This window comes from Nocardia sp. CWNU-33, assembly GCF_046764895.1.
Lineage (GTDB): Bacteria > Actinomycetota > Actinomycetes > Mycobacteriales > Mycobacteriaceae > Nocardia.
Window position 1 is genome coordinate 150,684 of the sequence record NZ_JBKOQN010000001.1, and the last position, 15,405, is coordinate 166,088.

At 66.5% G+C, this 15,405-nt stretch carries 1 protein-coding gene (cut by both window edges); it reads right to left on the reverse strand.

The whole window is internal to a sigma-70 family RNA polymerase sigma factor gene (locus ACLMAL_RS00570) on the reverse strand: the coding sequence, 104,907 nt in all, runs 30,138 nt past the left edge and 59,364 nt past the right edge, and what appears here is coding positions 59,365-74,769, spanning codon 19,789 (complete) through codon 24,923 (complete); reading right to left, the first codon wholly in view occupies nucleotides 15,403-15,405. Both the start codon and the stop codon lie outside the window.

The window sequence follows — 15,405 nt, forward strand, 5'->3', positions numbered from 1 at the left end:
GTTCTCGACTGTCAATCCAACGTCCGGCTGGAATCCGAAGTACCGGAAGACAATACGGTCGAACACCGCATCCGGAACGGCTGCCAGCACCCCCCCGTTCGTCAAGACCAGCGCTGTCCCGTCCGGATCGGACACCAGCAACTCACCCGGTGCGAGCTCGACATCGCCGTGCTCGGGCAGGGCCGAAACCGACTCCACCTCAGCATCCTCGGCGGCATCAACGACCGCCCGTTCCGGTCGGACGAATCGCACCTTCACACCGATGTACTCGCCGGGACGTCCTACCAGCCCGCTGTCCTCGATACCGAACCGAGCCAGCTCCTGGTCTCCGAAGACAATCTCGGTGAACCCGAGCCGTTCGACCATCTTCGCGGTGAACGTCTGGCGCGCTGCCTCCTGCGGAGTCAGCCAGTTCTGGATGCCGGCATTGAAACTGTCCAGCTGGTCGCGGAATTCATCGCCGGAGGTCCAGAAATCCTGAATGGCCTCGACCTGGTCGCCGAGCGCACGCATGAGGTCGGCGAACATCTCCTGACCCGACAATGTGCCGGGGCCGACCCGCACTTCGGCACTCAGCACTCCATCCTGATCGATCCGCCCCCAAATTCCGTAGTTGGAGTCGCCCGCGTAATTGTTGACATATGACGACTGGCGGACTTCACGTACCCAGATCGCGCCGTCCAATTCACCGACGCCGACTTGCAGCAGGGTGACGGCATACCCGTCCCGGCGCCACCGCGTGAGCTCGTCGACCGAAACCATGGACGTCGGTTGCTCGCCGACCACGAGCAACCGCTGCGGACTATCGGGAAGGGACCACACCCCTGGATGTAGCCAATATCCCCTGCCCCGGCTCTCGGCCCGCCGCACGACCCATACTGCCTCGCTCATGCTCTGCTGCAGCAGTTCTCGCACACTGCCCTCGGCGTCGAGCACCTCGGCGGTCTGCTCGGACAGACTCCTCAGGTCGGCATGGAACTGCGTCGCGATCTGCTCCGCCTCTTGCCGGGCGGGCGACTGCTCACCAAGGCCGCGCAGACGATCCAGCACATGCGACAGCGCTTCCACCACACCGAGCGCATCCGCCAAACCATCGGTGCCCACGGGCTCCACTGTCGGGGCCTCGATCGATAGGACCGCTTCCACCCGCTCGAACAACTCCGCAATCGCGGGTCGCAGCGCCGACAGATACCACACCGTCAGCTCCATGGCCGTCGAATCCGACGGATCTACCCCCTGCTGCAGGAACCGGTTACGCAGCGCTTGCAGCGCCGCCTCGCCACGTTCGCTCGACGCCCGCATCCGGGCAGCGTTGCGCTGCAGCGCTTCCGCCAGCCGCGGATCGGGTTCGAACAGCCGCGCCGACCCCACATTCCACCCGTCGGGCAACGGCGCGAACGCGTCACCGGGAGCGGCCGTGCCCGACGGCTCCACCGGCCCGACACCGAGCTTCCTCGCCGGACCCCGTTTCTCCTGCACCTCGGTGGCGAGTTCATCGGTATCCACCAGTGCCACAGCACCATCGGCGTCCAGGCCCGCCACGTGGACTTCCGCGAAGCGGACCCATTCGGACACCATCCACTTGTCGACCGCTTCGCCGCGCAGCAGGCCGCCCGCGGCGTTGTCGAAGACGACGACCTCGCCGACCACGAACTCGGGCCCGCCGCGCACCGCTGGGGGCAGGGCGTTCATCCTCCTCGCGAAGCCTTCGTCGACCCTCGCGACGGCGAAGGCGTGGCCGAGGCCGTTGCCTGCCGGGTCGACGCCGCCGACCAGAACGCCGCCGAGTTTACGGACGTGCTCGACCATGGCGGCCAGACCGGCGGTGCCGATACCGAAATGCTGTGCGGCCCAACCGATGTTCATGCCCGCGACGAGCTCGACCTTGTCCATGCCGGACATGGCGGTGGCCTGGTCGTTCACATCCTTCGGGTGCATCGCAGCGCCCGCATTGCCCGCAGCGGCGTCGCGAACGAACCATTGCACCAGCGGACCGCAGTTGAACAGGCCGCGTTCGGCGTTGCCCTGCCGCTTGTGCCCGTCGACGTTCGCCCATTGCGCGACGCCGTCACCTTCCAACGGCGACAGCGCGCGGCGAGCTGCCGGATCCGGCAGCTGTCGCGGGTCAGCCGCAGGCGCGGCGGTCGACTGGGTGGAGGCGTCCAGGCCCGCCGAAGAGGCGGCGTAGGTGCCGTCGGCGGCGGACACAAGTTCCGCGGGTAACCACGGCGCAAGCTTGACTACAGCGCGGCGCTGCAACTTTCGGTACGTCGGCGGGTCCAGACCGAGTGCCTCCGCCGCTGCTTTCGGTTTCAAGCCCAGCTTGAACCGTGTCGTGAGGTACTCCTGCTGTCTGGGGCTCAGCACTTCCTCGGCGATCGGCCACACCGTCTCCCAGTCCGCCGTACACGCCTCTGCGACTGCCGACAACGCATCCCGCGGTTGTAGGACAACCTGGGCCGAAGCAGCCTCGACCGCGTCCAACGCCGCACTACTCGACCGAGGCGGCAGATCCTCCGGGATGGCGTGTGTACCGTCAGCGGCGGACACAAGCTCCGCGGGCAACAATGGCGCAAGCGCGAGCACAGTGCGGTACCGCAACTGACGGTACGCCGGGGGGTCCAGACGGAGTGCCTTCGCCGCTGCTTTCGGTTTCAAGCCCAGCTTGAACCGCGTCGTGAGGTACTCCTGCTGTCTGGGGCTCAGCTCTTTCTCGGCGATCGGCCACACCGTCTCCCAGTGTGATTGGCACGCAATTTCGACCGCGACGAGCGCTTCCCGCGGGGTAAATTCACGGGGAGCCGGACTATCCGCTGCGCGACGGGCAAGTTTGTCGGCAACTTCGGCGACAGCACGCTTCTGTAGCGACTTGACATCCATACCCACAGGCAACAAACGTGCGATCTGCCGCAGCTCGAGTTTCGCGGGCCCGAACCTCGACGTCATGAACAGCTTTTGGTAGCGGGACTTCAACTTGTCGACCGCACGCCAGACCGCCTGCGCCGACTCCGACTCCGGGCCACCAGCCAAAGCAGCCTTGATCACCTTTATTGCCGGACTATCCTGGTCGGCAGGCGGATTGCCACCGGTGAGTCTCTCGGCCACCAGGCGATAAGCACGCTTCTGTACCGAAGCGACATCAGTACCTTCAGGCATCCGAGCCGCGATCTGCCCCAGGGTGGGAAACTTCTGCCCCGGCTTCAGATCGAACTGCCCCTCCGCCGGATCGAACTTCAGCTTCAAAAGCAGCTTCTGGTCCTCGGAATTCAACCGATCAACAGCACTCCAGAACTCCTCCACCGACTCCTTGCCGCCAGCCAAAGCAGCCATGACCACAGCCCTTGCCGGAATATCCGGGCTGTCAGCAAACTTGCCCGACCGCAACGCGGCCAGTGTGCTCCCCGGAACCGGTCCCACGGCCTCGTTTTCGGCCGCCTTGTCAGTGCTGCTTGGAGTCGGTTTCGGCACCGCGCTCGGCTCGTGGCTCGGGCTGTCGCCGGAGTGACGGCCGGTGACGTTGCCGATGTGTAGGCGGCGCGGCTTGCCGGGGGACGTGTCCGGGTCCGTTTCAGGGGACTGGTCGGATGACGTATTCGCATCCGCCCCCAGCGACCCGTCAGCCGACGCATCCGCAGCTTTCCCCGACGACCGGTTGGCCGACGCATCCGGATCCGTCCCGAGGGACTGGTCGTCCCGCGAGTCCAGGGTCTCCTCCAGCGGGCGGACCGGATTGCCCTCGGCGTCGAGCTCGATACCGTGCGTGTAGGCCACCAGCCCCGCCGCGTGGGCAGGGACGAACTCGCCGACCAGATTGCCGCTGCGGTCGAATTTCAGCAGTTCTCCGTTGTGGTTGACCACGAAGTAGGCGTGTGCGCGCGGTTCGGACTCACCGTCACCGAGGAAGGTGTCGATCACCAACATGCCGCGGCGGTGGTTACTTTCGCGCTGCTTTTCGGTGTGGGGCTGTTCGGGATCGACTCCGAGCAGCTTGGCTGCGATGGCCTGGTGGCCGGCCACCCCGTGGTCGAGCTGCTCACCACTCTCGGTCTGGCTGTCGACGCCCTCGAGGATGGGATCGGCATGCCCGCCGACCATCCAGGACAGCGCGGCACCCGGGGTGCCCTCCTCGTCGATCGCGACCGCAGGCATTGCGACGGCACGCTGACCAGCGCGCACACCGTGGTAGTAGTCGTTGGCCGCTTGCCCTGCCAACGGCGCGCAGAGGCCGTCCTCCGGCGGCGGCTCCACCGGGTGGGTATCGGTGTCCGCGACCGGCTGCCCGGCTGCTCGGGCGAGGCGGTCGCGCTTGATCCGGGCCGCTTCCTGATCCGCCTTGTCCCGCATGCGCTGCGCGCCGCGCGCGTCGGCTCGGTTGACGTCGACGAAATACCGAGTCGCCTCGCTGAGTGCCTCGAAATCGGCTTCCGGCATGTCGGCCGGGCAGTCCGCGAGCGCCTGCTCCGGTTGCGCCACAAAGGCTTTGACGATGTCGGGTACGTTCTCGGGCTGCGTCGCGAACACCCGGCGTACCACGGCGGTGAGCGCATCCAGTTGCTGTGCCCGGTCTACATCGCGTTTCAGCCGGTTGCGCCAGTCGGTACCCGAAGTCGCGAACTCGCCGGTGCCGTCGGGAGTCAGCGACATCTCGGGCACGCCAGCACGACGATGCACACCCTCGGCATGCCCCGGCAGCGGAGAATTGAGAGCCCGGTTGCCGACATCGCCGGCAGATGTGTTGTCGCGGGCAGGATCTGACATCGCGCCTTTGCCGGGGCGGACCTCTGCCTGCACGTCGCCGGTGGCGGGAGCATCGTTCGGACTCGATCCGGGCGAGGGTCCGTCGGGCGGATCCGTGGCCACTCCGCCATCCGGATCGTCGCCCTCGCCGTCGATCTTGCGGTACTTCGAGGTGAATAGGTAGCCGTCGTTGTCCACATGGATCCGCACATGGACGACATCCCTGCCCTGCCGCCGCAAGCCCGCGAGAGTCGGCGCGTCGAGCACGTTGTCGGGCTCAGCCGCTACGACAAGGACGATGTTCTCGCCGACCAGCCCAACATGCCGGTGTGCAGGCAGCTCCGGCAGGCTTTGTGCGTGCTCCAGCTGCAGATAGTGATCGCCGGCGTCCAGGGCCACGTCGGCGCGGATGTGTTCCGACGCGCTCTTCGCGTGCTCGTATTCCGCCAGATCCGCGGCGGCAGCGGTGCTCACGTCCGTCGCCTGGAGTTGCGTCGCCAGCTGGCGCGGACCCATCCACCCCGGATCGATACCGACATCGCGGGCACGCCGCTCCATCCGGCCCCGAATATCGGCAGCGCGGAACTGGTGCTTCGACGCATTTGAGAGTTTCTCCCGCAGTCGTTTCCGCATAGCGTCCGGCAGCGCATAGGGGATTCGCACGTCGCCGCCCGAGGCCGACACAATGTTCGGGCCACTCCATGGTGCAGGGCGGTGTTTCTCGAACACCGCATAGAGCATCTTGTGCCCGTCGGTGATGCGCTCTCCACCGCTCAGGATTCTGGCGACTGACTCGGCAACGGCATCGGCCGCGTCCAGCTGTGCGTCCGGATCCTGGACCCGAGTAAACCTGAAGCTGGACTTGGCGAACTGCGACCTCAACCACCGGGAGAAGTCTTCCGCGTAATCGGAGTGACCGTTGGCTCGCCCGTGGAGCCAACGCGAGAGCAGGGCGGGCAGGACATCATCGATAACGGCGCTGCCCGCATTGGCGACCATGATCTTGGCGAATTGGAAACAGGCGTCCTCGAGAAAGCTGCTGGTGCCGTATCTGAAGCCATTGACGTAATCAGTGGGATAGTTCTTGCGCAGATACGTCGGGTTGACGAAGATCTTGTTCCCCTCGACCTCGGTCTTGTGCTCCAGCTTCATCCCTCGGAGACCGGTTTCGGAGATTTCGACGTCGGGGTGCACGGCAAGCATGATGTGAAGCCCTTCGAGGAAGCCGTGGAACTTGTTCACATCGATACCCGAGGCATCGGCCACCGACACGGGGATGTGGTGGTCCTTCGTGAAAGCTTCGGCGAGTTTCGGCACGGTGTTGTGTGCCTCGCCCCATTGCGACAGCACCTGCAGGCGACCATCCGGCACCGCCGCGTCGATGAGCCCGCGCGACTCCGGGTCGATGCGCACCTGCGCGAACAGCAGTCGATAGAACGCCCGTGCCGCATCGGAGGCATTTTCCCACCCGTTGACCTGCACCTCGATCACGGCCGCGCGCGCGGCCTGCTCCGCATCGAATCGTTTCGACGCGGCCGCACGTCGCCTGAGTCGATCGATCCGGGTGATGGAAGGCAATGCGGACGCGCTGAGCTGCTCACGCACCCAGATCTCGAACGCCGCTTCGGCACCGTTACCCAGCTCGGGCCGCGACCCGGTGAAGTGCTGCAAGAGATACCGGAACCAGGCTTGCTCGAGGCCGACTCCTGCTTTGACGAGGACGCCGCCGACCGCGCCGACAGCCATGGCATAGAGCCTTTGGTCGGTGGGCTCCAGTGGGCCGAACAGACAGCCCGGATCGACCGTAATCGACTCGATGATGACGCGGCCACGTTCGGATCGGCTCGCCACGATCTCGACGCCGTTACCGTTGGCAACTTTACCGATGGTGATGGCGATGCCATTGCGCACCACGATCTGCCGCCGATATCTGCCCAGCATGTGGTCCAAGCCCCGAACCAGGTGCCGGGTCGCCGCCGGCTCGGCGTTCTCGAAGCCGACCAGCTCGGCGTGCCAAGTCCGGCGCGACCACTGGGCGAGCTCGACAACGGTTCCGCTGCTCAGCACGTCCTCGTCGAGCCAATCGCGCGACTCGTCCAGGAGGCCTGCCACAGTGTCGGCCCGATAGTCGGACTCGGGGTCCGCTGTGGCCGTGGTGAGCTTGTACTCGAACCACACCGTTTTGCCGCGTCGATGCCGTTCGATGCCCCACCCGTGGGCAGTGTGGTCCACCATGGCTATACCCCGGCCCGGACGATAACCGAAGTTCAGCACCGGCAGCTCATGGCTGTTGTCGGTGATCTCGACCCGCAAGACACCGTCGGTCACCGTCGCCGTCACGAACGCGTCCCCGCTGGTGTGCTGAAACACGTTCTCGACCAAGTTCATCAGCGCCTGCTCCGGGAACAGGGTCTGACTCCGGCGCCCGCCCGCGAGCTGGACAACATCGGCGCGGACCTGTGCGAGCAGCTGACGCTGATCCCGGCTGATCAGCACACCTGCGGTCAAGTCCACCAGCCCGGGCTCACCAGCGGCATCGGAGGTGGCCCACGGGTCCGGTGTGTACTGCGGCGTGTAGTCCGACGATGACAGGACGAAGCTGGCCTCCTGGCCCGCCGGATCGCTACGCACCGCGAAGCCCCACGAATCGGCCGCCCGGTCCAACTTCGGGACCCACTCGTACTGCCACCCCGGCAGCACGGGCGTCGGCAACGTCCGGCCATCGGCGACGACCGTGCAGTGCAAGTCGCCGAAGCCGGATACCCACAGCGTCACCCGCGCAGTACCACTGTGCTGAAATGCGTCGTCCAGCAACGCCGTGACCAACGACACCGCCAGGAGCCGACGGGCCGCGTGAGACCAAGACCCGGGGAGCAACCCGGTGACATCCCGGTCGCCCAGCTCCCAGTCCGCCCGAGTGATCGCTGTGTAGCGGGTGCGCGCCACACCGCGGCGGGCGGCAGCCTGTGCCACCGCGGCTTCGGCGGCGTCGATCCGGCGCACCCTGTCGTCCGCGGCGACGAAGGCGTCGAGAGCAGGCAGCAGAGCGTCGAGCTCCTGCAGGTCCTCCACCGACTCTTCCCACACCGCAGCGTTGTCCTGGTCGAACAACTCCACCGGTGTCGCCGCGATCCGGCCCGCTGTCAGCTGCTGTGGCGACACACCGTCGAGCATCGCCGCCATGCCGGCCACAATCAGTGCCCGCTCTTCGCGCAGCCGGGCATGTTCGCCCCGCAGGTCTGTCAGGTCGACAGGCTCGTGGAGTTCGGGGCTGATATCGGCGAGTTGTTCCCTGGCCGCGCCACGTGCCGCGAGGGCTTCGGCACGGGCACGCGACAATTCGGTTCCTACGGTGACACCGGCGGCATCACGGACTACACCGACCGGGTTGAGCGCCAGCTCCACCAGTTCGGTGTGCAACTGTTCGCGCAATTGCGTCAGCCGCACGGCGCGCTCGGCGCTCGCGGCACGGTCGAACGGCTGCCCGATCGGCGTCCGGAAGATCTCCAGCTGCCGGATCTGTTCGGCCACCGCGTCGAGTCGAGCAGCCTGTGCGGTCAGCCGACGGATATCGTCGACGGACCCCACACCCTGCTCGAACCGCGCCCGGGCACCATGCAGTGCCCCGTGCAGCGCGCCGATCTCCTCGGCCCGCGCCTGCAATTGACCGAACTTCCCGGCGAACCGCATGATCTCGTGCAGCCGCTCGAATTTCTCCTCGGCCTCGTCGTTTGTGCCCTGCCGGTCCGCGAGTTCTTCCGCGACCGCGTCGTCGTCCAGCAACTCTTGCGGCGAAATGCCGAACCATCCGGCCAGCACATCGCGCGCCTCGGAAAGCTCGGTTGACCAGAAGTGCCAGGTTGTCGACCCAGGCCGCAGCAGATCAGTGACGACATCCGCCACATCCACGGTCATGTCCAGTCCGAATCGGCCGCAATACAACTCGATACTTTCCTCGAGTTCGCCCCGGAACAGCTGCGCCTCGCCCCGCAGGTCGCTGTGCAGGGCATCCAGTTGCGGCGGTAGATCGAACGCCACGGCTTCGACGTCGGCGGCCACGGTTTCGAGACCGTGCTCGGCCGACGACTCGCTGCCGCCGATAGCTTCGGGGTCCGGGCGGTGTCCCGGTGGCTGCGGATCCCGACCGGAGGCGTTGTCGTCCGGTCGCGCACCGATCCTCCTCGCCGGGCCGCGCTCGGCCTGTACCTCGGCGGCGAGTTCCGCTTCATCCACCAGCGCCTTGCCGTCGGCGTCCAGTCCCGCCACGTGAACTTCCGCGACGCCGACCCAGCCGGAGTTCACCCAGTCCTCGACCGCCTTGCCGCGCAGCAAGCCCCCTGCGGCGTTGTCGAAGACAACCACCTCACCAACCACGAACTCGGTTTCGCCCCGCACCGAGGCAGGCAAGGCATTCATCTTCCTGGCGAAATCTTCGTCGACCCTCGCGACAACGAATGCATGGCCGAGACCATCACCTGCCGGGTCGACGCCACCGACCAGAACACCACCGAGTCGCTCGACGTGCTTGACCATCGCGTCCAGACCCGCGATGCCGAGACCGAAATGCTGTTCGCCCCAACCGATGTTCATGCCCGCGACGAGCTCGACCTTGTCCGTACCCGACAGCGCGGTGGCCTGGTCGTTCGCATCCTTCGGGTTCATCGCCGCACCCGCATTACCCGGTGCGGCGTCGCGAACGAACCACTGCACCAGTGGGCCGCAGTTGAACGGGCCGTCACCGGCCATGCCCGGCTCGTGCCGGGTGACGGTGACCCACTTCGCGACACCGTCACCTTCCGACGGCGACATCGCACGGCGGGCTGCCGGATCCGGCAGCTGTCGAGGGTCGGCCGCAGGCGCGATGGCCGGCGGGGTGCTCGATTCCTGGTCCGGCCGACCAGCTTCCACCGGCGCGGTGACGGGTGTTGCACCGGCCGCTGCGGTCTTGGCTCGTCGCTGTCGTCCTGCTTCGGCGACCGCGACGATGAACTCATCGACCGGCAAGTCCCGGACCTCGAACCAGGCGACGCTGCTCGAACCGTTTTCCGTCAAGCCGACACCGGATGCCACCACGGGGTGGTCGTCGAACATGCCATCGGGCAGCGACCAACCGTCGGCGCCCTCGACCGTCACCCGCGCTACCCGGTCGTGCGGCGCACCCGTTGTTTCCACCCTCAGCAGGGCCAGGCTGCCTCCTTGTAGCGCGTGCCCGACCACCTCGGCAAGTACCAGACCCACGTCATCAATGCGCTCCGCGGACCAACCGGGCAGCTGTCCGGCGAGCCAATCCCACGCACGTGCGGCCGCCCCGTCCGGACCACGCGCATCGCGCTCCGTACGCACCACGAACTGAGCCCGATGTGTCGAGGAATGCCCCGCAACATCGCTATCCGCGGCCCTCGGGGCGACCCACGGCACTTCCGGAGCCTGCGCGCCCGCTCGGGCCCGGTGCTCCGCGACGATGTCGAGGATGCTGCGCACCGCCTGGTTGCCCAGCGCATCCACCGAGGCGGGCTTGATGCCCAAGGCCCGCGCCACGGCATCCCTGTCGGACAGTCCCTGGAAATACACCAGGTCGCAGTACATCCGCCGGCTGGGCGACAGCTGCGCAACAGCACGCATCAGCGTTTCGAGATCGCCCGCCATCGCATCGCGGACCTCATCGGGGACGCGCAACCCGACTGCTCCCAACAGCGCGATGCGCTCGATCGGCCGCAGGTCCGAAAGCTGGTCCTCGCCAAGCCGGAACACCGGATTCGGAGACAGCCCCTCATCGGTCAGCGAGAAGACTCCGGTCCTGCCGGACGCGGGTTCCCGAGTCGGCGCCTGGTACACACCTCTGGGTTCGAAGCGTTCGTGCAAGCTGTGCGCGATGCGGGTTCGCAGCGTACTCGAGTTCTTCGGCGGATCACCTTGGAAGAACGCCAGATCGCAGTACTTCTGGTAGCGCGGGTTGAGCGACTCGACCGCACTGATGAACTCCTCGATGGAATCCGGCATTGCCGGGCGAAGCACCTTGGGCACTCTCTCGGTCACAGCCGCCAGCAACGCAGCCCGCTGCGCGGGAGAATCTGGAAGCTGGTCCACCCCCAGCCGGAACACCGGGGTCCCATTCTCAGCGACCCGGCCCTGCCACACATCCGTGCCTTGCGTCGCAGACCCGTCGCCGTCGGCCGCCTGCATCGAATCGCGGCGCCCGCTGATCCAGTGTTCTTCGCCCGGTGGGAACAGCCGGGAGGTGCGCCGACTCCATTCCACGTTCGGTTCTTCGACGGAATTGAATTCGATACCGTCCACGCGGCCCGCACCGGCGGCGACGCGTTGCCTCCACTGTTTTATTGCTGCGTCACCGACGATCCAGTTGGACACCGCCTTCGGGTCGGCGGTGTCCAACACCGCCATCTCGCCGACGTGGTTGTGCAGCACCGGGTAAGCGGCCGCCATGGCTTTGGTGACTTTCATGAAGCCGATGGCGTGGTGGCCGACATGACGGACTTTCAAAATCCCGGCCTCGGTGACCGGCTGGATGACTTCGACCAGCAGCGCGACCATGCTCATGGAGTCCCAACGCACCGCGTTCAGCGCTGCTTCCAGGCCTTCGGCACCAAATCCGTAGGGCTTTTCGCGCCAACCGGCACGCAAAGCGGTCGCGTGTTCCTCATCCGTCTGACCGTCCATCCCCGATTCGACGGGCTCCGGTCGGATCTTTGCTGCGTGAGCACCCAACCGGATCTTGGCTGCCAGCTGCACATGGGTGGCACAGTCGTTGTCGCCGGCATCCATCAGGTGCCGTGTCAGCGGCTGGACCACGGGCTTGGGGGCGAATGCATCGTAGGGTGACACGGACCCGAAGTCCGGCACGGTGTCATCGACTGGTCCGACCGGCAGTGGGGCAGCAACCCCATAGCCGAAGAACCGCTCGCCGTCGTAGCGCACCCGAGTCAGGGTGATGTCGAGGTTGCGTTGCAGCACAAACTGTTTGCGTCCGGGATGCCACAGTGCCTTGGTGCCGGCGGGCACCCGCAGGAACAGTCGGTTCTGGTCCTGCAACCGGTCCCCGGCGGCTTCCAAGATCTCGCCGGTGGTGTAGCCGACCTCCCACAGGTGGGCATCACGCATCATCCACGGCTGCGCGGGGTCGAGGTCATTGCCTGCACGCAGTTCCAGCACCAGGATCAGGTCCTGCTCGAGCGGCTTTGCCGCGACGAGGGCGTCGACCGTATTGATCAGCGGCAATGCCAGATGGCCTGGCGGTCGCTGATCCACCGCGGTGGAGAGCACCTCGTTGGGGACGGAGAACCCGTTGAAGGCATCGATGTTGCCGCCGTCCCAGGCCGACATGAGCTGACGGTTCCGCTCGGCGGTGAGCGATCGGAACAACTGTCCCCAGATGCCCTCGGCGTATCCCAGCGCATTCTCGGCGCCGTCGAAACGTAGAGTGCCCTCGGATATTTCGGCCAGGCCGATGGCATGTTGGGCGTGCTGGGTCAACCCGGCGTAGGTCGGGTCATCCGCCCGCGGCACGGCGCCGGTGGCGTCGAGGTCGCCGCCCGCTTCCTGTTCCAGGCGACGCAGGCCGTCGGCCACCTCCGCTGCCGAGGTGTATCCGAGCTGTTCGGCGACCAGCCAGACTCGCAACCTGCTGCGCAGGTCGAGTTCGACCGGCTCGTGCCGCAGCACCTTGGCGACCGCGCTCCGATCCACGCGGGCCACCATCGCGATGTCGCGCTGGGCGATCCCGCTCGTGCGACCCTGACCGAAGGTCACCGTCTCCGCGGCGGCGACACCGGTCGAGACTTCGCCGACCGGCGGCTGGAATTGCGTCAGGTCCAAGGCCAGGAACTGTAGTGACAGCTGCAGCAACGGCTGGAATTCGCTCTCGCGGTTCGTCCGCCGCGCGAAGGTCTCCAACTCGGTTTGGAAGGCACCGTCGTGCCCTTCGACGGATTCGGGCCGCAGTTCGGCGAGCCCGAGTATCGCCACCAGGTCCCGCCGCAACGCCGCGGCCTGGGAACTGTGGTCTTCTCCCGCGGCCGGCTCAGTGCTGATCCGATATTGGTGTTCGATGTGTCGAGCGATCCACCATGTCAGCCTGTTCGGCCGCCCCGCGGTGACGAGATAGCTCCATTCTCGGTGATCGAACTGCCGCAACTGCGCACTGACGACCTCAATCGCCTGCCGCAGCCGATCCTGGGTGAGTAGCCGGGCATCGACACCGAGTCGGTTGCCCAATTGTTGTGCCAGCTCCCACGCTTGTGGGCTGCGTTGCTCCGCGGTGTCGGGGAGTTCGCCGTCCTGGCGGACCCCGATCATGCGGTGCTGCGCCAACCCGAGCGGTTGGCGACGATGCAATGGGAACTCCGGATCACGAGGACTGTCGAAGACAATCGCGTCCACATCGCCGACACCGACACCAGCCGCCTGCACCCATGCATCGATCGCGGCGGCGCCGATGATCCAGCAGCCCTCGAACGCACCGGGGTGACCGTTGTCGTGGACCACGATGTCACCGATCTCGACCCGTCCGCGCAGTTCCGGGTTCTCGTCGAGCAACTGCTGCGTCACCTTGACCACAGCGAACGCATGATCACCGAACCGGCCGAGGTTCATCACGCCCGCGATGGCGTGCTTGCCGCCACGGACTGCGGTCACCGCCGCGGCCAGACCCGCGACACCCACACCGAGCGGCTCATCATGGAAGTCCGCGTCCAGCCCCGCGGCCAACGCCAGATCCGACCAACCTCGGACACGACCGGTCGCGTCATCGATCGACACCGGGTGCATCCGGGCCGCGGCGGGACCCTCGACAACCGCACGAATCACCCTCTGCACCAGCGGAACACAGATCTTCGGCACCGTGCCCGCAAGGTGAACCGCCGCAGCGGGGGGACGTTCGTAGTCGGCCAGGTCGGCAACGGCCGGGTCGGCGACGGAGGCGGAGGCCGGTAGCTCGGTCGCGGCGGCGGCCAGCAAGGTGGTCAGTTCCTGGTCCAACCGATCGACTTGCACCACGGCAGTGTGGAAAGCCGCTGCGGCAGCGATCTTTTCGTCGAACCGAACATACGTGTCGGCGACGTCATGGATCTCCGGCGGCAGTGCCTGCTGATCCCGCAGCTCCCGGACCCGGTCGGTAGTCAGGCTTTCATCGGAAATACCGAGCTCGCGGCGGACCTCTGGACTGAGGTTGTCCAACAGGAGTCCACGTGCGGTCTCCTGGTCCGCACGCAGTCGGACGAGTACTGCCGCGGCGGTTTCCACACTATTCGACACCACGAGCAGACCGGTCGAGTGCTCGAGTTCCCGGCTGCGGGCGGCCCTGATCTTCTGGGCCGACAACTGCCGTTCGGCCTTCAGTTCCAACTCGGCCGCAAGCAGGGAAAGCCGGTGGGCGGACTCGCCCAAAGCATGGAGGGTTTCGCCGAGTTGCAGCAGGCTGCCCAGCCCTCGGTGCCGTCGAGTCTGGTCGAAGCCGGTCCGGCCGGGACCGCTCGGCTCGATCTCGACGTGCCTGGCGCGCAACGCGTCCATGGTCAGCAGGTCGGCATCCTCGGGGAACCGGTCCATATGTTCGCGGGAGAGCAGGTCGAACCGCTCGTCGAGCACTACCTGCTGCGCGGCGACCCGACGACGCAGGGTGACAAGCGCGTCGATGCCGTGCAGGCGGTGGCGGGCGTCGAGGAACTCCTCCACCAGGTTTCCGCGCCAGGTCGTCTCGACGTCGGATCCGTCGAGCTGCCCGCGCATCTCCACCAGCCGTGCCCGCGCCTGCCGCGGATCCGTCAGATCTATTCCCAGTTCGGCGGCCCACCGCGCCAAGTCGGGTTCCAGTTGCCAGAAGGTGTCAGCGTTGTCGTTGCGGATCTGGGACAACGCGGGGCCCAATCCGACCGGGGCGGGCGGACCCGAGCGCCCCGCCTCGAACAGGATGAGCTCGATCTGCCAGTCGCGGGCCTCGAGCTGCGCGGTATCGACCATCGGCCGGGCGTTGCGCAACTCCCGCAATTCACGGCATGCCTGGTCGAGCAGGTCGACCTGCTCGACCACCTCTGCGAGGCTATCGACTCGGATCAGCCCTTGTTCCTGCCGCATATCCCCCTGGTGCAACAGATCTTCCAGCAGGTCGACCTGGAGAAGGCGCAACCGGAAGGGCTCGACCGCGTCGATTCTTTCCTGGGCGCCCACGAGGAAGGCGTACCGCTTGGCCGCCTGAGCCACCGCCGGGTTCTCCGAGGCCACCAGCTCGGCGATCCACTGCGCCTCCTGCCCCGGCGCAGGAGCCTCGACCACACCCGGCTGGCTGAACAACTCATCGAGGGCGTCGTTGGACTGGGTGTCCAATTCCTCCCGTTCTGGGGAATCCACTATCAGAAGCTGTGTCAGGGCCAGATTCGTGGGGAGGTAACCCGCATTGCCAACTTCGATCCAGTCCGCCAGTCGCTGCATAGCGTCCTGGTATGGAGCGGTGAAATCGTGGCGGATCCGGTTCAGCTTTTCGATCGGCTCAGCCAGCGACGGCACAACCGGTGCGGCCGGGGCGGTGGCCGGCCGTGAAGCCGAAGGACGTTCGCGCACCCGCACTTCCGACGCAACGGCAGGGTCGCTGTCCGGCGTGTCGGTCACCGCCGGCTGTGCGGCTTCGAAGGCCTCGACCGCCTCGTCGAGCTCGCC